The 21,067-nt window shown below is 32.7% G+C and carries 24 protein-coding genes; 4 read left to right on the top strand and 20 right to left on the bottom strand.

All coding sequences use genetic code 11. The annotated features are described in order from the left end of the window. Positions 1-3: 3 nt before the first annotated feature. From GSH73_RS03695 to GSH73_RS03675, 5 genes are all read right to left on the bottom strand, one after another. Positions 4-783 (bottom strand): PTS mannose/fructose/sorbose/N-acetylgalactosamine transporter subunit IIC, encoded by a 780-nt coding sequence (locus GSH73_RS03695; RefSeq protein WP_014759334.1) that lies wholly within the window; start codon positions 781-783, stop codon positions 4-6. A 79-nt stretch (positions 784-862) separates the two neighbouring features. Next, a complete protein-coding gene (locus GSH73_RS03690) occupies positions 863-1,399 on the bottom strand; it encodes a PTS sugar transporter subunit IIA (protein WP_014759335.1) in 537 nt (178 codons plus the stop codon). A 34-nt stretch (positions 1,400-1,433) separates the two neighbouring features. Further along, positions 1,434-4,088 (bottom strand): sigma-54-dependent transcriptional regulator, encoded by a 2,655-nt coding sequence (locus tag GSH73_RS03685; protein ID WP_014759336.1) that lies wholly within the window; start codon positions 4,086-4,088, stop codon positions 1,434-1,436. Between the two features lie 222 nt (positions 4,089-4,310). After that, complete coding sequence (locus GSH73_RS03680; protein ID WP_014759337.1) at positions 4,311-5,258, bottom strand: phosphoglycerate dehydrogenase; 948 nt, start codon at positions 5,256-5,258, stop codon at positions 4,311-4,313. Positions 5,259-5,493: 235 nt separating this feature from the next. Continuing rightward, complete coding sequence (locus tag GSH73_RS03675; protein WP_014759338.1) at positions 5,494-6,042, bottom strand: rubrerythrin family protein; 549 nt, start codon at positions 6,040-6,042, stop codon at positions 5,494-5,496. A 124-nt stretch (positions 6,043-6,166) separates the two neighbouring features. On the opposite strand from GSH73_RS03675, the gene GSH73_RS03670 reads away from it, so the two are divergent. Then, a complete protein-coding gene (locus GSH73_RS03670; protein WP_014759339.1) occupies positions 6,167-6,472 on the top strand; it encodes a hypothetical protein in 306 nt (101 codons plus the stop codon). Here the strand turns inward: GSH73_RS03670 and GSH73_RS03665 are convergent. The 10 genes from GSH73_RS03665 to GSH73_RS13545 all read right to left on the bottom strand — a co-directional run bounded on the left by GSH73_RS03665 (position 6,459) and on the right by GSH73_RS13545 (position 15,222). Continuing rightward, entirely contained in the window at positions 6,459-6,824 is a 366-nt protein-coding gene (locus tag GSH73_RS03665; RefSeq protein ID WP_014759340.1) for an ATP-binding protein, read from the bottom strand. The two genes, GSH73_RS03670 and GSH73_RS03665, sit on opposite strands and share 14 nt — an antisense overlap. Before the next feature lie 85 nt (positions 6,825-6,909). Next, complete coding sequence (locus GSH73_RS03660) at positions 6,910-7,485, bottom strand: hypothetical protein (protein WP_014759341.1); 576 nt, start codon at positions 7,483-7,485, stop codon at positions 6,910-6,912. 64 nt (positions 7,486-7,549) lie between these two features. After that, positions 7,550-8,149 carry a hypothetical protein gene (locus tag GSH73_RS03655; RefSeq protein ID WP_014759342.1) on the bottom strand — a complete coding sequence of 200 codons (600 nt, stop codon included), beginning with the start codon at positions 8,147-8,149 and terminating at the stop codon, positions 7,550-7,552. A 49-nt stretch (positions 8,150-8,198) separates the two neighbouring features. Continuing rightward, complete coding sequence (locus tag GSH73_RS03650; RefSeq protein ID WP_014759343.1) at positions 8,199-8,933, bottom strand: hypothetical protein; 735 nt, start codon at positions 8,931-8,933, stop codon at positions 8,199-8,201. Between the two features lie 277 nt (positions 8,934-9,210). Beyond that, positions 9,211-9,666: a hypothetical protein gene (locus tag GSH73_RS03645; RefSeq protein ID WP_014759344.1), complete on the bottom strand. Its 456-nt coding sequence runs from the start codon at positions 9,664-9,666 to the stop codon at positions 9,211-9,213. 57 nt (positions 9,667-9,723) lie between these two features. Further along, complete coding sequence (locus GSH73_RS03640; protein WP_014759345.1) at positions 9,724-10,554, bottom strand: putative periplasmic lipoprotein; 831 nt, start codon at positions 10,552-10,554, stop codon at positions 9,724-9,726. A gap of 64 nt (positions 10,555-10,618) precedes the next feature. Continuing rightward, positions 10,619-11,521 carry a VPS10 domain-containing protein gene (locus tag GSH73_RS03635; protein ID WP_160175238.1) on the bottom strand — a complete coding sequence of 301 codons (903 nt, stop codon included), beginning with the start codon at positions 11,519-11,521 and terminating at the stop codon, positions 10,619-10,621. A 98-nt stretch (positions 11,522-11,619) separates the two neighbouring features. Then, a complete protein-coding gene (locus GSH73_RS03630; RefSeq protein WP_038069772.1) occupies positions 11,620-12,711 on the bottom strand; it encodes a VPS10 domain-containing protein in 1,092 nt (363 codons plus the stop codon). A gap of 497 nt (positions 12,712-13,208) precedes the next feature. Continuing rightward, on the bottom strand, positions 13,209-13,721 hold the full coding sequence (locus tag GSH73_RS03625) for a hypothetical protein (RefSeq protein WP_152528721.1): 513 nt from the start codon (positions 13,719-13,721) through the stop codon (positions 13,209-13,211). Positions 13,722-13,785: 64 nt separating this feature from the next. Beyond that, entirely contained in the window at positions 13,786-15,222 is a 1,437-nt protein-coding gene (locus GSH73_RS13545) for a beta propeller repeat protein (RefSeq protein ID WP_235062585.1), read from the bottom strand. A gap of 171 nt (positions 15,223-15,393) precedes the next feature. Between GSH73_RS13545 and GSH73_RS03615 the strand changes: the two genes are divergently transcribed. Beyond that, a complete protein-coding gene (locus GSH73_RS03615) occupies positions 15,394-15,735 on the top strand; it encodes a peptidoglycan-binding domain-containing protein (protein WP_014759346.1) in 342 nt (113 codons plus the stop codon). Between the two features lie 109 nt (positions 15,736-15,844). Here GSH73_RS03615 and GSH73_RS03610 read toward each other — a convergent pair whose 3' ends face one another. Both GSH73_RS03610 and GSH73_RS03605 read right to left on the bottom strand, forming a co-directional pair. Continuing rightward, the gene (locus GSH73_RS03610) at positions 15,845-16,945 is read right to left on the bottom strand and encodes a LolA family protein (RefSeq protein WP_014759347.1); all 1,101 of its coding nucleotides are present in this window, start codon (positions 16,943-16,945) and stop codon (positions 15,845-15,847) included. 11 nt (positions 16,946-16,956) lie between these two features. After that, positions 16,957-17,460 carry an RNA polymerase sigma factor gene (locus tag GSH73_RS03605; protein ID WP_014759348.1) on the bottom strand — a complete coding sequence of 168 codons (504 nt, stop codon included), beginning with the start codon at positions 17,458-17,460 and terminating at the stop codon, positions 16,957-16,959. Positions 17,461-17,614: 154 nt separating this feature from the next. On the opposite strand from GSH73_RS03605, the gene GSH73_RS03600 reads away from it, so the two are divergent. Further along, entirely contained in the window at positions 17,615-18,508 is an 894-nt protein-coding gene (locus tag GSH73_RS03600) for a radical SAM protein (protein WP_014759349.1), read from the top strand. On the opposite strand, the gene GSH73_RS03595 is transcribed toward GSH73_RS03600, so the two are convergent. Further along, positions 18,491-19,351, bottom strand: a complete 861-nt coding sequence (locus tag GSH73_RS03595; RefSeq protein ID WP_014759350.1) for an RluA family pseudouridine synthase — start codon at positions 19,349-19,351, stop codon at positions 18,491-18,493. The genes GSH73_RS03600 and GSH73_RS03595 overlap by 18 nt on opposite strands. An 18-nt stretch (positions 19,352-19,369) precedes the next feature. Further along, the gene (locus GSH73_RS03590) at positions 19,370-19,576 is read right to left on the bottom strand and encodes a YgiT-type zinc finger protein (RefSeq protein WP_014759351.1); all 207 of its coding nucleotides are present in this window, start codon (positions 19,574-19,576) and stop codon (positions 19,370-19,372) included. A gap of 195 nt (positions 19,577-19,771) precedes the next feature. On the opposite strand from GSH73_RS03590, the gene GSH73_RS13665 reads away from it, so the two are divergent. Further along, positions 19,772-19,903, top strand: a complete 132-nt coding sequence (locus GSH73_RS13665) for a hypothetical protein (protein WP_014759352.1) — start codon at positions 19,772-19,774, stop codon at positions 19,901-19,903. Between the two features lie 41 nt (positions 19,904-19,944). Here GSH73_RS13665 and GSH73_RS03585 read toward each other — a convergent pair whose 3' ends face one another. Then, a complete protein-coding gene (locus tag GSH73_RS03585; protein ID WP_014759353.1) occupies positions 19,945-21,060 on the bottom strand; it encodes an aminopeptidase in 1,116 nt (371 codons plus the stop codon). Positions 21,061-21,067: the final 7 nt, after the last annotated feature.

Below are 21,067 nucleotides of genomic sequence, written 5' to 3'. Positions count from 1 at the left end.
CCTTCAAATTTGTTGACTATCTGCTTCTTTACTTGTAAACATTACGTAAAGATATGCCATTATTCCTCCTAAAACAGCATACGTCACAGTATTTACGTTTAAGGATTTTAGTATTACAGCCATAAAGTATGCCAAGAGGAAAAATACTACAAATTTTCTCTTGCCTATAACTGTAAGTGTCAATGCAATTCCTAACGCAGGCAATCCTCCACCTATTACCGTCAAGACATGGAATAGCTTGCCGGCTGTAACGGTCTTTATCAAAGCCGCTATCAATGGAGTCCCTTTGTAGAGCGCTATAAATATGGCTGGGAAGAACAATACAAGGCTAACTAAAATAGGTAAAACAATTATTGTCAGCGTCAAGCCTCTATCGTTTAATTCTTCTGCATACTTATCTGTAAGGCGTAGTACAAACGTATTCAAGAGAAATCTAAAAGAATACAAGTATGATCCTAATAGTCCTACAGGCACTGCGATTGCAATTGCTGCTGATGGATCGAGGTTTGCCATAACTGCAACCGGAACTGCTATAGAAGCCGCGACTGCTGGCTCACTTGGCAATGTCCCGCCAGGCGCTATTAACCCCATGTAGATTAGCTGTATGGCAGCAGTAACTACCATGGCTTCCGGTACATTGTGCATAACGATGCCTACTACAAGGCCTGTCATCAATGGCGTGAAGCGAAGCATCAATGTTGAATAACCAAGAGCACGTGCCTCAACTATAGCTACCCATAAAGCAATGATTGCAGCTTGTGATGCACTAATACTTACATGCATATAAAGTCCTCCTTTTTTTATTAAGTTTTTATATTTAAAGATAACTCTAAAAGAGCCATCTTTATTGCGGCGTATAAATTTACTTGCTGAGAATTTCTTTATTCATGTTTCTAATCCCTTCAATTCCTGATTTATAACACATATCAGCTAACATATTGACGTCGCAGCTATGCCTTGACGACAATGCTTCAATAAGCATAGGCAAATTTACTCCTGTCAAATAATTAAAAGTCAATTCCTTCAAGTTGGCTGACGTCACATTAAAAGGACTTCCTCCAAACATATCTGTCAAGACCAGCACACCTTCTCCTTCATCAAGCTCAATGATGCCTTGCCTTACTTTATCTTTTAGTTTTAAAACATCATCACCTTCATTTAATCCTAAACATATGACATTTTCCTGTTTCCCTAATATTAATTCAGCACTTTTTAATAATTCCTTGCCAAACTCACCGTGTGTTACGACTAATATCCCTATCAAGATCATCATCCTTTCAAAATGTGATGTTTTGTCTTTCATAAATTTTATATTGCAAAAACCATGCCATAAAAATGACCTATCTGCAAATGAATGTCTCTTAGGAGAGACATTCACCGTCTTTAAAATGTGTGCCATGAAAACACTTCTTCATGTAAATGTTTTTATCCAATCAAATGTGTGTCATGTCCCTAATATCAAGTGTGTCAATATATGTGTCAATCATTTCTGCTACATAGGCGTACTCACTATCTGGAATCTCTATCCCAAAGAGATTTTCTACAGCCTCAAAATGCTTTTTTATCAATTGAAACGAACCATTGTTGCGATTTTTTATTACATCCAAATCGCTATTTGGCAAATAGTCCTTTCTAATCGCCCTCTCTATCAAACAAGCACAATGAAATAAAAATTTTATCCATATCTCGTCCTCTACTTTTTTATCCTTCTCATTGAGAATATCATTTAAAATTCCTTTTAAGACAGGATAAACCTTATCAGGATTTAAAAAATTTAATGTCTGTGATAAAAGGTCTTTTAAATTCTTTTCATAAAGCGAAATATTGGTGGTGCCTGAATTCATATCACCCATGGTGCTATCGCCACTTAATAATGGATGCAAAGATACTATTTCGTCTACCAAATTGTCTATATCCATATCTGGAGTCAAGGCCTTTCTTGTAGCTTCAAGCACTAATGGAGTGCTGACCATTTCAATCGTCCTGGTTTTTATACCGGTTTTTTCGGTAATAATATCCGAAAAAGTTCTTAGAAGCCCCATATCAACCAGAATCAGCACACCTTTGCCTTGATCGATTTCTTTTATAATGTTTATAGCCTTGTCAAGAGTTACCTCTGGTTTTTCTTCCAGTGGCATATCCAACGCTCTTACATGATCAGTGCCAAGAAGTCTATTTGTAACTTCTGCAATACTGCTGGCAGTGCTATTTCCATGCGCCATAACCAATATTCCAATCTTGCTGCTGTTTTTCCCATACTGCAACGCCTGTAAAAACATGGCTATAAAAGCAGTCTCATCTTCAGGAATTTCAATATTTAATTTTTCCTCAAGCCGTTCTTTTATCAGATTTGCAGCATGGTAAGCAGATTTATAGCTTTTTGCTATGCTTTCTCTATCAGGATGCGAAATAGCAATTCCTACTTTAAGCCTCTCAATCATTGTCTTTATGTGAAATGACAGCAGATAGATGGCTTTCTGCGTTATGACTCCATCAAAGCTTTCACGAACAGCATTAAAAGCATATTCCACAGCAGTTAATATATACGGATCGACAAATTTAAACAAGACACTTCTGTTGACGCCATCAGTATCCTGTTCAATTGGATATAAATAATTTTTATAGTACAATTGTATCTGATTTTCTATGTTTTCCCTTATGTGCTCTGATGGCATCCCTTGTCTATTGAATTTTTCCCAATTGTCCATTATGAAGTCATATAAATCATCATCTGCGCTATACGAGCTTTTTAAAAAATTAATGTTCAATTTATCCTTTACGTCCATGGTGTTTTTGTTAAATACTATATCTCCATTATTGCTGATTTCCCTAAATACTATTTCTTCCCTTAAATTGTGAATTTTCAAAAGGCCTTCTTTTACATTTTGCGGCAAAGTTGATAGACAGACTTCTACCATCTCTTTTTCCTCAATGATATAATCCAAAAATGCTCTTGCGCAGATTAACTTTATATCACTTTTCAATTGTCCAATATTTCCCGGACAGTCATAAAGCATTATTGCTTTTAACGCATCATTTTCTAATTTAATGGGTACATTTAGCCTCTCATATTCCTCATAAAAAAACTGATATGTGAATAAAAAGCGCTCAATCAACGTTCTTTTATCAAGGCTTGGCAATTGAATCACCATCGGAATGCGCCTTAAGAAAGTGTGAAGTAAAGCCGAATGCGGATTTTCAGTTGTAGCAGCAATAATCAAAACTTTTACACTTCTAACATTTTCAGTCTCTCCCAACCGTCTGTATTTCCCATTGTCAATAAGGGTAAACAACATCTCCTGTCCTTCCGGCGGCATTCGGTGAATCTCATCCAAAAATAATATGCCGCCATCAGCTTCTTCAATAAGGCCTCTTTTTTCTCTATCTGCTCCAGTAAAAGCACCTTTTATATGACCGAATAGTTGGGACATAAGCAATTGAGGATTTTGAGCATAATCGGCACAATTAAATATTACAAAAGGAGAATTGCTTTTAAAAACTTTCGCTTCCACTCCAAACTTGTACATCATTTCAGCAAATGTAGATTTTCCAACACCTGTAGGTCCAATTATCAACGTATGAAGCCCATTTGGAGGATATAATATGGCTGCTTTTGCCTTTGAAACTTGCTCTTTTAAGCTGCTTTTAGCACCGATGATATTATCAAGTATGCTTTCAGAATATTTATTGCCAATTTTTTTGGCATTGATAAGTTTATTTTGATTATGTGAGTTAATCTGAAATGCTTCTTTTTTCATTATTCCTGCATTTGTTAATGTATTCACAAAATCTTCCCTATCTTCAAAAACAGACTTTGTAAAGCGGTAACTAAAGTTTTCCTTAAAATACAACTTATCTAAATACAAAACTGGCTTACCTTTTATTTTTATCGCTTTTCCTGATTTTAATAGCTTGTTAAGTTCCCTGCTGGTATTGCTTCTGGATATGTTTAGTAGCTTTCCTATATATAAAGCATCATATCCTAAAGGACCGTTAAAATCATTAAGATTTAAAGATTCCGTCAGCTCCTTTAATTTTTTATAGACTTTATCACTTCTTTTTATGCTTTCACTATTTTTGAAATCCATTACTTATACCAGCTCCTTTTACAATTCAACATAACGGTTTAAAAATTTGATGCAACGCTTTAGAGAAAAAAACGAAATTCATAAAATGATATTAAAATTTTATCACCGATGATCATTTTGTTCAATCCGAAATTTTAGCTGGTTTCTTTTAAAAAACGCGATTACAGACATAATAGAGCCAGATAACAAGTTTTTTGCATTTTATCGTTTCAGCTTTAGACATTATGCGTATACAAATTTAGGTTCTTTGCCTTCTAAAACACTTTTAAGACCCTCTACAGCCATCATATTCATTTTAATTATTGCGTCTTCAGTTGATGCGCCACAATGTGGAGAAAGTATTACATTTTCCAGTTTAATCAATTTACTATTATAAGGAGGCTCTATTTCAAACACATCTAATGCTGCACCAGCCAATCTCTTTTGCTTTAAAGCTTCGTACAGAGCCTCCTCATTTATAAGCTCTCCACGTGAAGTATTGACTATAAATGCAGTACTTTTAATCATATTTAGTTTTTCTCTATCTATAAAATGGTACATATCTTTTGTAAATGGTATATGCAATGTTATATAATCAGAATCTTTTAGCAAAGTCTGTAAATCAACATATTTCATGCCTATCTGCCTTGCAAAGTCATAATCAGGCTGCATATCGTAACCCAATATTTTCATGTCAAATCCTGTAGCCCTTTTTGCAACGCTTTTGCCGATATTCCCCGTTCCGATTATCCCGATGACCTTTCCGTATACTTCCCTGCCAATGACTTTATCCCATCTATTATCTCTCACAATTTTATCCATCTTAAACAGTTGTCTGCTAAGTTCTAATATCATCGTAAACACCAAATCAGCAACAGATTCTTTATTTGCACCAGGCGTGTAAGTTACCCTTATGCCTAACCTTTTAGCGTATTCTATGTCAATATTATCTAATCCAACGCCGTACTTTGTGATAACCTTTAATTTTTTAGCCTTCTCCAGAATTTCTCTCGTTATTTTATCTACACCTACGATAATGCCATCAACATCCTGTATAAGCTCCTTTAATTCATTTTCATCAAATGGTCTTCCAGTTTCATTGATTAGAACCTCATAATCCCTTAGCATTTCAACTATATCGTTTTTCCTATGGCACAAAGATCTCGGTGTTATCAAAACTTTGCCTTTCATTGGCTCTCCTCCAATCAAGATTGTAATTTAGACAAGACAATCTTCCCCAATATATGAAGTGCAAATTTGATGCCAATGTTGCGACACACAGCAAAATAAATTCTTATGCTTATTATAAAAAATGTGTGCAGTAAAACACATTACGAGAAATTCATTTAGATATGGTTCAAATGTGTGTCAATCCGATCATGATCATGTGTGCAAAATTAAAAGGAAGGTTATAAGCCCTTCCTCTTTAAAATGACACAAACTTCGTTTTTTCTGCTCCACAGACAGGACATTTCTCGGGTATAGGTCCTATCGTAGTATAGCCGCAAATACTGCAAATATGTACTTCATTAAAGCTTACGTCTTTTCCCATGTCCACTGACAGCTTTGCTTCTTTAAAAAGATCAGCGTGAATTTTTTCAGCCTCTCTTGCCCATGTAAATGACTTTAAAGCTTCCTGTTCTTGTTGAAATTCTGCTGTAGCGATGTAAGTTGCGTACATTTCGTTTACCTCAAAAAGCTCTCCGCTTATGGCTTTACCTAAATTATTAGACGTATTTCCTATGCCGAAACCAGCCATTGCCGGCACTAAAAAGTCTCCTTCGATATCTCTATGTGCTTTAAAATGATTTCCTGCATGAACTTCCTCTGCATACGCTATGGCATTAAAGAGCTTTGATACATTCTTAAAGCCTTCTTGCATGGCAATTTTACCCCACGATTTGTACCTTTGATATGCCATGCTTTCCCCGCCAAATGCAGAGCGCAGATTAGCTGCTGTCATATTATTTTTCATAAATACACCCTTTCTTTATCAGTTTGTCTATATTTTTTATCAATTTTGCTATTTTATACAATACATCACCATTTGTATGAACGTATATATCATTTTTCTCATAAATTGTATTGGGGGTTATATCATGGTTAATATAAAAAGCATATTAAATATGGCAAAAAAGCTATTTAAAAGAAGCAAAGGGTACGATAAAATAACGTTAAGGCTGTACGGCCTTGATGTAGAGATAGAAAGGAAGACAAACATAGATGTACCTCATGAGGTCACAGTAGTTGTGCCAAGGGTAGAATTCAGAAAAAAAATAAAAGACGGTGAAGAAGACGTAGAAATAATCATGAACAGCATCACTGTAGTTCATTCACCGCGCCACAAAGAGCTTGGTACATCTTCCCAACCGCCAAACATCCCTAAAAGGATTAACCGTGAATAAGAGCCGGAAGGCATCTTACACAGACTTGTTTTATCTCTCCTTTGTATTTATACGTCAAAATTGGTGCATCATCGTCGCTGTTGCCACAATATGAGCATGTGTCTTTGCTGATTTTTGCCTTATGCTTAAGTGCAGCTTCTTCGTTGAAAGGCATGGCTTCCCTTTCTTCGATAGACAAAGCACCTGTTGGACACACATTCAAACATACACCTGCGCCATCGCAAAGCTCTTCACTTATGACTTTGGCTTTTCCATTCACTAAAACTATTGCGCTTTCAACACATGGTGAAATACAAAGGCCGCATCCATTGCACTTTTCTTCGTCAATCTTTACTATCTTTCTTTTAACCATCTGATAACCTCCATTCATTTCTGTCCAATATATACTATACAACAAAAACAACATAATGTTTGTGATAAATATCACAGATTTTGAATTAATCCTCTATAGAATCCAATACAGAATCTAAAAAATGCGAATTTATTTTGCCGTTAACTATCTTGTAAGATTTATAGCTGTTTATGTTGTTATACCAATTAAAAAAGAATAAATGATAAGTCTTAGTGGTTGTTACAGCGACATCAATATATTTCTCATTTGTTACACTTATTCCGATTCTTTCATCTTTTTTGTCAGTATAAAATACAATATCATAAGAATGATTGTTTGCATCACTATATTTGCCATCATACTGTAGAAGTTTAAATCGCTTTAAATACGCTATCAAGTCATTTATTACCTTTGCATCACTGGTACTTTTTACGATGCCGTTCTTAGTATTGTCAGTATTTTTAACCAACATAACCGAAACGATCTTTGAATTGTGGAAGTTACTTAAAACCAGCGAATTAAACGACCCTATTCTAAAATAGTCTAAGTAAAAATGAATTGCAAGAAGTATACATAGAAAAAACGCTACAGTATACCGTATCTTTGGCCTTTTAAATTTTGGATGTTTTGAAGAAATAATCAAATATATTGTCACTATTGCAAAAATCAATGTGATAAGCAAACAAATTGACCCCCTTTAGATTATTTATGGTTAATTGGTTTGTTGATTTCTAAGCATCCATTAACTATCTTAATGCATCCTGCCATTCTTTTGGCAAAGGATAGCTTTTAGTAAAAGCTTGACCATGATATACAGGAATTACACCAGCTTCAACAGCGGTCTTTAAAGGGACATGCTGTGCAATTATTACAGAACCTGGCGGTATATCCCCAAACATCGGTACAGAGCACCAATACCTTCCGTCAGGAGGTAAATACAGAAAGACAACGCCTTGCAATGTTATATATAAAAATTTATCATTAGCTCCATTGCTTATGGATTCAGGATCGGTTTTGTCACTTTCAGAATAAATATATTTTTGCCATACTTTAGGCACTTTCCAAGAAGTGAATGAAGATGGTTTTGTACCTAAATCCTGCCAAGCGTGACCATAGATATCTGAGCCTACAACTGGTATTTGCGACATATCAAAAGCAGAACTTGCTTCTAATTGCTTCAAAATTTCTTTTTGTGATATCGGATTTCTCATATCAACACTTTGAACATTTTCAGATGCTCCATTGCCATTGACATCGTAAATGCTTGTATGTCTTGTCAACATTTGAGATAACAGTATTCCAACCATTATTCCTATTGCAAATATCATTACACTTTTTGCCTTCATACAAAGCCCCCCTCTTTCTCTTGTTTTCAGACTTACTTCTGTATAATGATTAATATGCAAAAGTGAATACTTTGCTTTTATCCAGTGAAATGACATTTATTGCGTTTCTATCCCATTGTATCAGTGAATTTTGCATCGTTACATCTTTCTCTGAGATTTCACCTAATGTATTTATCTTATGAGTTTTTATTTCATAAAGCTTCAAAAAATGACTGCCATTAGGGCCATTTATTTCTGCCGATGGCAAAAAAGCAAACTCATCTTCATTATTGGGGTTAAATGAAATTCTCATCATGCTTTCTTTTTTTGATTCATCATACCACAGTATGTTGCTTTTATTTGTGTCAGTATCAACAATGACACTAATTGGAACGTCTTGAGAAAATTCCAAAACAATATATCTTCCTGACGGAGAAGCAGTTATATAATCAATGCCGTTGAACAAATCGTACTTTAACGCGTATGAAGTTAAATCAATAGTCTTTATGACATTGTCCTTTGCATAACTAAGCTTTATATAACTTTTATCACCGTTATAACTTTCTTTTAAATCACCATTTTCAACAAATAAGAATTGATTCACCCAAACTGATACATGATCACCGTTATATGTGATAAGTTGTGGAATATGTTGGTTAATATGTGGTGTATCTATATTCTTGCTATCATTTTTTGCTGTATTTGAAAATTGAGCCTTTTGCAATTTACTGCTTGTTTTACTTCCACATCCACTTAAAAATAAAGTTAAAATCAACAAGCTTATAAAAAGTCTTTTCATATACATATACATACCTCCATAAAATCTCTAACAATATTATATATCTAACTAATCTGGTGAATATTACATAAGCTGCTAATCGATTAATCCCTTACCTGTATCTGTCCAACGCCATTCTGCAAATATACGCTCTGATAGAGGATTAAAAATATCTGCGGATTCAGTAGTAGAATGTGTAAGCACATAAAAATATCTTTTATTGTAGTATCCTAAGGCAATAGTACCATAGATTCCATTATATTGAAGTATTGCCCATTTACGTATGTTTTGATTTTCGTTGAGATTATATTTGTTTGAAAGATTTTTTATTAATTCTATTGCAGCATTTTTCTGTGTTTTTAGGATAATAAAAAATTTGAATATAATTATAATCGTGCAATGTTTCCCCTTCTTTTGATGTTTCATAAATTCGAATAACAGTACTACCATCACTTGAATTACTTAATTGAGTTTTCATAGACTCTGGAATGTATGTTAAAAAACCTGGAGATAATTTTGAACAGTCAAAAAGCTTATAAGATACTTTATACTCTATTCCTTCCTCTTTAATTATTTCCTCTTTGAATGATGGCATTTTATTTGAATTTTTAAGATTGTCTAAATTTGTTTGTGCTGTAGTAGTATCGCTAATTACCTTATTATGCTTATTTGGATTTATATTATTGTTTTTAACATCGGTAATTCCACATCCACTTAAAAATAAAGTTAAAATTAACAAGCTGATAAAAATCTTTTTCATATATAATCCCTCCCTACAACTTTTAACAATATTATACAATAAATTGAATATTTTTTATTAAAATAAACTATTAAACATTTTGATCACGTCCATATCACTGGCATGTGGATATAACCAATAATTGTAGCCTGCTTTTGATGTCCATTTTATATATTGGAAAGAGTTATTTTCAATAAAAATTTCTCCTTCTTTTATATCACTTTTAAATAATCGAAAATACGATAAATAACTTTTAACTTCTTTTACCATATCATTATTATCATAGCCTCGTATATAAATATCCCAATTATTATATTTTGTATATGCTAACTGTCCAGGAAAATTTTCACCTGTTAAAAATTCTACATCGTCAATTACTATCTTTTTAAATGTTTTATTAGGTTTAATTATTGGATATTTAATCTCATCTTTAAATTTGTTTTCACCAGCCGAAAGCAAAAAAAATGTGAGAGGGTCTAAACCGACTGGAATATAAGTTAAACGTTCATCGTTAATAGGAATAATCGCATTTATAGTATCTATAGCGATAAAATAATAATCTTTATTAGCTTCATATTTAATGGCATAGTATTTATTATTTCTGACAGAAGAACCCAGAAAATTAAGTATTTCAATTGTTGGAACATAGGTTGGCAATATGACTGGCACATTTGTGGCTTTCTGTATCTGAGGTTTAATTGTTTTTAAAACATCATAAATATTACTATCATCTATATTAGACTTTTGCAAATCTGCTTCTTTAGAATTAATTTTTGAAGTTGAGTTAATACCTGCTTTTACTTTACTATTTAGAGAGCTATTTTTTGAGTGAATATTTGCACTATTATTACTTCCACACCCACTTAAAAATAAAGTTAAAATCAACAAGCTGATAAAAAGTCTTTTCATTTTCACACCTTCTCTGAAATTTTTAACAATATTATGTAGTAAAAGGTAGGGCAGTAACCTGCCTTTATTTCATAATAGATTTCTCGCTATTTGCTGACCAAGTGTTTCCTCCATCATCTGTCACATAAGTCACAGTGTGATTTTCAGCTTTGCCATTGTTTGTCCTATAAAAATCGACGTTTAATGTTCCGTTTTTATCGTCTTTAAATACAGGTACTGAAGCCGACAAGATACAATATTTTTCATAGCCTTGTGGTATAGGAACTGAAACTTTACTCCACGTATTGCCTCCATCAACCGTTCTATACAAGATCACATCCGCTGATACCGGATTTGATACACCTACCCATCCATTATCTACGCCATAAAATATCATATCAGTTGATGTCCCTACAATTGGTAAACCTGAATAGGAATCTGATGAAGTAACATTAATTTTTTCCCACGTCTTACCTCCATCATTTGTTTCAAATAAATATTTAATTTGCTGCTCCGCTGCGCCATCAGACACAGCTAAAAGCCATCCTGTATTTTGCGTTACAAATTGGATTTTCGAAATGCTTTGTGATAATTGCGGCAGTTTATAACTTAGTTTGCTCCACGTTTTGCCTCCATCTGTCGTTTTAATCATATACAATATTGTATCGCTATTATTTATCCATGAAATCCAACCATTATCAGAGTCTAAAAAATATGGGACAACATTTTCCACATAGACGTCACTATATGCATCTTTTGGAAGAGTGTTTATAGGTAAATTTATTTCAGTCCATGAATTACCTTTATCTGTCGACTTGAAAATCTGTAAATTCTCTAATGTTTTATGATTGTTTTTAAAAGACCATTTCCACATAATATCAGATTCATTTGATTTTGAAGAATTAATTGCATTGATTTGTTTTGCAGCAATTCCACATCCAGTTAAAAGTAAAGCTAAAATCAATAGACCAGCCAAAAATCTTTTCATGTGATCATCCTCCCTCACAATTTCTAGCACTATTATACATCTAATCAATTTGTCAAATATTACATAAATATTAAAAATGATTAAGAAAAAATTAAAATTTAAAACAGTTTTTCCCATGAAGATCCACCATTATTACTGTAATATAAATGTGTATCCAATTGTGATTTAACTAAAGCCCATCCATTTTTAGAATCTATAAATTGTATTTGTACTGTATTCTTAGGAGGCTTAATTTTATTCCAGGTTTTACCGTTGTTATTTGTAATAAACAGCGAATTATTTGTTAAAATAATCCAATTATTTTTATCTACTAAATTTATCTCAATCGGTTTTTCTTTTATTGAAAATGACGATAATTCTTTCCATGTTGAGCCATCATCACTACTGTTCATAAAAATTATTTGATAGTCATTATGCTTAATATCGTAAATACAAACCGGTAAAATTACGATAGTTTCTTTTTCGCAATCAAAAAAATTAGGAGAATAAAATAAAATGCTATCATCTTTGAATTTTGAAAGTAATGGTATATCTTTTTTATTCCATGTATAGCCACTATCACTGCTTAAGTACAATCCATATTTTCCCGGTATACGATATTCTACTGTGATAATGCCAGTCTTAGCATCAGGTAAAAAAATGAAAGATGTCTTTTCGCCTTCAAATGAAATTGAATTATCATCTTTTAACGAATTGTTTGGCATTTTCCCTTTGCTAATAAGTTTCCATTTACTATCTATTAATTTATACACGTCAATAGGATTATCTCCAGAAGCCGGCCCATATTCTTTTAACATCCAACCATTTAATCCATCTTTTTTTTGAAGAAAAAATAACTTGCCCATTGTAAAAGGAACTTTAGAACCAACCCAACTTTTGCCTCTATTTCTGGTCTCATGTAAAGTTCCATCTGAATAAAGCACCCAAGAATAATTTTCGTTTAAAAAGTACCATGAAAAAATGTTATTTTTAGTAGCAGGTGATACATCAATCCATGTCTTACCTTTATCGCTAGTAATATAAATTTTATTTTCTCCTAAAGCCCAACCATTGTATTGTGTCATCATTTTAATATACTGAAAATCATATGTTTGCTTGGCATTGTTATTCTTTATAACATCATTTGTTTTGCTTACACAACCACTTAAAAATATTGTCAAAACCAACAAGCCAATAAAAAGTCTTTTCATGTAATCTTCCTCCTACTTAAAACTTTTAACAATATTATACAACTAATCATCTCCTTATTTATTACGCAAATATTACAAATTATTAAAAATTATTAAAATAAATTACATTAATTTAAAATTATGTTATAATATGTGCAATATAATAGATTTCAATGGGGAACAGGGCAAATAAATTGTTAGGCCCTGTTTTTACTTTCTTACCTATATGATTGTTTTTCCTAAAAACTACAATTAATGGGTTGTATTTTTAAAATCATGTACTTTTTAATAGATAAAGAGAAAATAGATAATTTTAAACTTTTTCTTTGATGGAGGTGTTAGAGTTGCAAGAATTTTTCAATTATACATCTCTTAGCACGTTGGCAGGTAAGGACATCCCCCTGTATTTATTAAATTCCATATTGGCTGCATCTTCATCTATAGGTACTCATTAGAAAAAAAATAAAAAAAATCTAAAGAGTTGAATCACTTTCTCTATCACATGGTCTTTTTTAAATTTATTCCAAACGCGAAATAATATTGTTTTTGATTATTCCTTTTTTCATGGTAACCAATATGACATAAATGGTATTTTCATTTATGCCTGTAGTCTTTTTAACAATACCGGTTGTATCAGTGTAAATATATAAGTATTTATTATTCACTTCAATATTTTTAATATAAAATTGTGGAACATATGTCGGTTTCGGTGGATATATTACAACACAAATGAGATTTTTGTTTGTAGTATCGAGAGAAATATTAGGAAATTGATTATTACTTAAAAATTCAACATCCTCAAAATGCTCTTTTTTAAATTCATCCCATTCTTTATCATATTTAAACACATATATTCCTTCTTTTGGAGATTTAGACATATCTGTATAAGTTAGAAAATTACTATATACAGTATAATATTCTATAGGCGTTAAATTTTTATAATTTGAATTTATATTATTATTTTTAATATTACTTCCACACCCACTTAAAAATAAAGTTAAAATCAACAAGCTGATAAAAAGTCTTTTCATTTTCACACCTTCTCTGAAATTTTTAACAATATTATGTGGCAAAAGGTAGGGAAGTAACCTGCCTTTACTTCCATATAATAGATTTCTCAAGTGATTTTATATCTTCTGGATTTAATTTATTGATAACTGAATATTTGCCATTTTTCAGATCAATAGTACATAGTTCAAAATCACTATTCTTTTCTCCTATAAAAGAAATGCGATCACCATCGCAATTCCAAAAAATTTTCGCAATATTAATATAAGGAACATGAAAATTCTTATAAAAATTATTTTCAGCATCGTACAAATATACTCCACCTTTACCTATTGTACCGGATGTAAAAGCCAATTCATCATGGTTAGGAGACCAAACCCCATTAGTCGCGCCTCCATATCTATCACCAAATTTAATAAACTTTCCATCATTAACCTGAATAATTATGCTATCAGTATCTTCAGGCAAATTAAAATTAACATATATGAGTTTATTATCATAAGACAGAGATACAGTTTTTACATCAGCAACACTTGTAATTTTGTAATCCTTCATTATTACATAATCCATCAAGTCAAATTTTTTAATCTCACCTTTTGTCTTTAATTTTACAAATATATGTTTATTTTCATCATACGCGTATACATTTGCTGACCAAGTGTTTCCTCCATCATCTGTCACATAAGTCACAGTGTGATTTTCAGCTTTGCCATTGTTTGTCCTATAGAAATCGACGTTTAATGTTCCGTTTTTATCGTCTTTAAATACAGGTACTGAAGCCGACAAGATACAATATTTTTCATAACCTTGTGGTATAGGAACTGAAACTTTAATCCACGTATTGCCTCCATCAACTGTTCTATACAAGATCACATCCGCTGATACCGGATTTGATACACCTACCCATCCATTATCTACGCCATAAAATATCATATCAGTTGATGTCCCTACAATTGGTAAACCTGAATAAGAATCTGATGAAGTAACATTAACTTTTTTCCACGTCTTACCTCCATCATTTGTTTTAAATAAATATTTAATTTGCTGCTCCGCTGCTCCATCAGATACAGCTAAAAGCCATCCTATATTTGGTGTTACAAATTGGATTTTCGAAATGCTTTGTGATAATTGTGGCAGTTTATAAATTAGTTTGCTCCACGTTTTGCCTCCATCTGTCGTTTTAATCATATACAATATTGTATCGCTATTATTTATCCATGAAATCCAACCATTATCAGAGTCTAAAAAATATGGGACAACATTTTCCACATAGACGTCACTATATGCATCTTTTGGAAGAGTGTTTATAGGTAAATTTATTTCAGTCCATGAATTACCTTTATCTGTTGACTTGAAAATCTGTAAATTTTCTAATGCTTTATGATTGTTTTTAAAAGACCATTTCCACATAATATCAGATTCATTTGATTTTGAAGAATTAACTGCATTGCTTTGTTTTGCAGCAATTCCACATCCAGTTAAAAGTAAAGCTAAAATCAATAAACCAGCCAAAAATCTTTTCATGTGATCATCCTCCCTCACAATTTCTAGCACTATTATACATCTAATCAATTTGTCAAATATTACATAAACATTAAAAATGATTAAAAAAAATTAAAATTTAAAAATACCTTTAAAAAAGGTTGTATTTTAAAAATAAAATACTCTTTTCTATATAGAAGGGTAAATCGGCCGATGAATTCCTTTCAAACAAATAATAAAAGCGAGGTGAAAATAATGACATATCCTTTTACGCGTACATTAACTGAGGGCAATACGGGACAAGATGTGTACAGATTACAATATGCATTAAATGCCGTCGGCAGATACTATTTAATTTCAAGCTGTAACTGCAAAGCAGATGGCATATTTGGACCAGAAACTAAAAATGCTTTAATGTCTTTTCAAGCCTGGGACAATATAACTGTAGATGGAATTTTCGGAAATATAAGTTCAGATCACCTTGTAAAAAGATACAATGCTGGTCCAGTTGCAGTATGGGGTGAAAAACCGTTAGATCAGGTTTTTCAATCTTAAACATAAGTGAAATAAAATAAGCGTATGAGCGAGAATATATTTTCTCTCACTCCTACGCTTACTTTAAATATCATTTATTATCTAATTTATGTCAATAAAATATATTTGCCTATTTATTCAAATCATCCTTCAATCGTTTTAATACTTCGTCATTTAAATTTGACATAATATTTACAGTTGTCTTATCTTTATGGTATTCTTGTATAAATATAAATTTTGTAAAATCCTCGTTGTAGTAGTCAAGCTCAATGGCATTTTCATTTTTATATTTCCATACCTCAAATAGCTTAAAACCTTTAGGAATCTTATCTGGTACAATTATATCAAAATTTACAGCTTTCTGGGCATCACTAATTGAACGAAAAATATTAAAATCACTTAGTCTATTAATTACAGGAACGTTTGAAGGAAAATTAGGTTTTAAACTTTCCTTGTCAACGTCAGAAGCAAAGTCTGTCTTATACGTTATTACAGTTTTAATATCGTTATGGCAAGTTTCTTGTTTTAAAATGAAATTTGTCTTTTTATCTATCCAATAAGTCTCTACCCAGTTATCATTCTTAGAATTACCTGATCTTACTTCAATTACATTGGTATCAATTCCATCTATTTTTTCGCTGCCTACCAATTTATAACTATCATTTTTTGCTATATCATCTATTTTTGATTTAAGGGCTAAGAAAGGTGAGCCAGATGGATCTGAAGGAATTATTTCAATCCGATTCAAGTCTTTATAATAATTCCATGACTTATCACCATTTACGACTCTTATAAAATCAGGCATTTCATATCGATAGTTTAATGGGCCAGCATATATTTCTTTCCAGGAATTATTAGATAAAACCACATTTGTCTTCATGTTTTTTGATATTTCTTTGCCCTCAATTACAATAGTTTTAATATTGTCATAAGTTTTTTGCATAGCATAGACAATATTATATGATGTACTTAAAGTAACCTTAGGAGCAATTTCATTTTTCTTACTTGATCCTAAAAAATGTATATTAACAAATATTACTGATAAAGACATCAAAATAGCCGCTGCTATGAATGATGTCAACAAATAATTCCATACTGATCTTTTTTGACACTCTTCGCTTGTATTTTCTGTATTTTCGTTTAAAGGTGCTTTCAATACCTTTTCTAATACATCAGGCGTATGCTCATTAGCATACTTGCGACATTCCTCATAAAAGTTATACAACTTCATAATACCATCTCCTAATATTTTTTTAATAATTTACGAAGTTTTTTCTTGATTATGGAATATTTCCACCGTACAGTACCTTGTGGAATATTCAAAATCTCACTAATTTCTCTATGTGTATAACATCCAAAGACATGCAGCGAAAATATTTCTCTCTCATCATTACTGAGATAATTCAGCATATCATTTATCATTATAGAATCCGTCACAAACTCATCAACATTTACAGCTTCTTCAACATTAGCATTTATTTCTTCATAATTTAATAATTCAAACTTTCTATCCCGCAAACAATTTAAAGCAAGATTCCGAGCAATTTTCATTATCCATGTTCGTAAATTATTAATAGAGCCATATTTATAGATGTTTGTTCTCACTCTTATGAATGTTTCTTGCATGATGTCTTCTGAAAGTCCAGCATCTTTCAGGATAGATAAAAGATAAAAATACACAGGTGTTTTGTACTTCATATATATTTTTATAAATTCATCGTCATTTTTTTGTTTTTCGTCATGCAATTTTTTACCTCCTCAATCTGAACTAATACAATCTATAGACACTTCGTCGATTCATTTTGTTGGCAAAAAGTTATAATTTAACCATAAGTTTTAAAGAAATTTTCACACTTTGTTTATACACTAAATATGATAAAATACTTATGAGGTGTTTTTAATGGTATCACAAGTATGCAATATATGTCCGAGAAATTGTAATGTTGATCGCAGTACAAAAGTAGGCTTTTGCGGCATGTTAAGTGAAATACATGTAGCAAAAGCATATCTTCATGAGTGGGAAGAACCTTGCATAAGTGGCAGCAGAGGGTCTGGGACGGTATTTTTCACAGGCTGCAATTTAAGATGTGTATTTTGCCAAAACTACAAAATCAGTCAAGAAAATTTTGGAGTAAGTGTTTCACCAGAAAAACTGGCAGATATTTTTATGAATTTAGAAAAAGCAGGTGCTCACAATATCAATCTCGTAACACCTACAATATTTATTCCAAAAATAAAAGAAGCCATAATAACAGCGAGAAACAATGGGCTTAGCATGCCTATCGTTTACAACTCAAACGCTTATGAGAATTTAGAATCTTTAAAGACTTTAGATGGACTCATAGATATATACCTGCCTGACCTAAAATATTACAGTGATGAAGTAGCTGTAAAATACTCTAATGCACCGCATTATTTTGAATTTGCCACAAAAGCGATTTTAGAAATGTATCGTCAAGTAGGCAATCCCGTATTTGACAACGACGGCATAATGAAAAAGGGGATAATTATACGCCATTTGATATTGCCAGGGAAATTAGATGAGACAAAAAAGATCCTTAGATGGATAAAAGATAATCTCCCTAAAGAAGTATACGTAAGCTTGATGGGACAATATACACCATTTTACAACGCAAGTAAATACAAAGAGCTAAATAGAAGGATAAGCAAAAAAGAATATGAAGAAGCGATAGAATACTTCTTCGAAATAGGATTGGAAAACGGGTTTGTACAGGATGATGAAAGTGCATCAGAAAATTTCATCCCTGATTTTGACTTAGAAGGCATCTTTTAAAACATCCTTCATATCGTCCGGAATAGGTGAATAAATAGATATACATTTCCCAATAAAAGGCTGCTTAAATGTAAGTCTATAAGCGTGAAGGGCCTGCCTCTTTATATAAGAAGTATCTGAGCCATATAGCGTATCACCAATGATAGGATGTCCTATATGGCTTAAATGAACTCTTATCTGGTGAGTTCTGCCAGTCTTTAACTCTAACTTTACAAGGCTTAGCTTTTCTCCCCTTTTTAGCAAACGAAAATGTGTCACCGCCATATCTCCTTCATCGTCTACCATTCGCTCAATTGTGCTGCCTGGTTTTCTTTTTATAGGCAAATCTATCGTTCCTCTGTCATCCATATCTCCTTCGACTATTGCAATGTACAATTTTTTCATAGGGCAGACGATCTGAAGATAATTTTGCATAAAGGGATTTTTGGCAAAAATGATTAAGCCAGATGTATCTCTGTCAAGCCTGTTGACTGGCCTTATCGGCACCTTAATATTATTTTTTTCGTAATACCAAGCTACACCATTTGCCAGTGTGCCATCAGGATGCCCGGCTGTAGGATGGACAACGATGCCGGCATCTTTATTGACAACCAATATGTCATCGTCCTCATAGCATATATGTAAATCCATTTTTTCGGGCCTTACTGATGTGTTTTCATCATCCAAAAAAAGCTCTACAATATCTCCTTCAAAGACGATTCTATTAACTGTAGAAGCTTCTCCATTTACCATCATTTTCCCGCGATTTTTGTACTTTCTTATTAAAGTTGGAGAAAAGCCCTTATTTAGTAAAAACTCCTTCAATGTCAAATTATCATCTTGTTTATTTACAATTATTTTCATTCACTTACACCTTAAAGATCACGCTTTAATAAGTCCAAAAAATGATTTTCTTTCTTCTTTTTTCAATATTTTATCCAATACTTCTGTGTCATAATATTTAGCACCACATTTTTGACAAACATAAGTCGGAACTTCTTTATAGACTACCGTCTTTTTCCCCTTAATCAATTCATAATCTGCCATCTCTATCTTTACATCTCCCCCACAGAAGCATCGATTCAGCATTATTGACCTCCTTACATTGTTAAGTTAAACGTTCATACATTATATCGAAAATATGACAAAAAATTTTAATATTAGACATAAACATTATATCATTATTTGTAGAAACAAGGAATATTTTATACCGTAACAAAAATATTTTTTTATCATAATATGTTATTGTATCTGTTCCCATTTATATAAAAAGGGGGTATTGTAATGGCTGGAACTGACTGCAAGAAGAAACCAAAAGACGACTATTACTGGGTATGGATAGTTTTGATAATCGTCATAATACTGCTTTTAGTACCAGGTGTATTTGTACTCGATAAACAAGAGCCTACAGTATAATATTAAAAAGGCGCGGCTTCATGCCAACGCCTTTTTAAATATCATCGCAAAACACTTTTAATAAAATGTCCATCTTTATAGAAAAGTTCACCATCAGCGTATATTTCTCCGCCTTGTCTCATATCACAAAGCATATCCCAATGAATGGCAGAGCGATTTTTGCCGCCCGCTTCAGGCATAGAATCCCCCAATGCCATATGTACTGTGCCTCCTATTTTTTCATCAAAAAGCATATTTCTCGTAAATTTTTGTATGCCATAATTGGTGCCTATGGCTACTTCACCAAAACGCTTAGCACCATCATCTGTATCCATCAAAGCGTGCAGCAAATCCTCGCCTTTTTCTGCAGTAGCTTTAACGACATGCCCATCTTCTACTTCCAAGTATATGCCTTCTATGCTTTTACCCATGTATATTCCTGGGAAACTGAAAGTGATATGACCATTGATTTTGCTTTCAACAGGTGATGTAAAAATCTCTCCATCAGGAAAGTTCTCTGTGCCACTGCAGTTTATCCACTTCCTGCCTGATGTATTGACGTATATGTCAGTTCCATCTGATACAATGTGCAATTCTGACTTTTTGTCGAGATAATCAACCCATATATCTTGCTCCATGCGTATCTTTTGCCACAAAGATATAGGATCATCGCTGTCTAATAACCCTGCACCATAGACAAAGTCCTCGTATTCACTTAGGCTCATTTCAGCTTCCTGTGCATCTGCCTGTGTTGGGTATTGCGTACCGCACCATCTTAAAGAACCATTGCCCATTCTTTCAGAGTAGACTTTCCTCCATGAAGATGCTCCTTTTGCCGCCAATTTAAGCTTTGCAGAATCTACATTTGAATTAGCCTTTGTATTCTTGTTAGCCCACGCAGTAAGCCATACGTCCGCTTTTTCAAGAGCGATTCTTTGAATATACTTTTCCATGAGAAGTTGTTCATCAGTAGAGTTTTTCAAGATAATCTCTGACACGTCAGGAATGTCAACCAGTGTCTCAACATGAGCCCCTGCCTTCACTGCCTCCCTAACTACTTCGTTTATCCACGGTATAGCAATATCCCCTGCTTGAACCAATACAAAATCTCCTCTTTTAACCTTTGTTGAGTAATTTACCAAAAGATTTGCAAGTTTTTTTAACCTCGGGTCTGTCATTTACCCA

Source organism: Thermoanaerobacterium aotearoense (genome assembly GCF_009905255.1).
Taxonomy (GTDB): domain Bacteria; phylum Bacillota; class Thermoanaerobacteria; order Thermoanaerobacterales; family Thermoanaerobacteraceae; genus Thermoanaerobacterium; species Thermoanaerobacterium aotearoense.
This window is presented reverse-complemented; position numbering and strand designations above follow the sequence as displayed.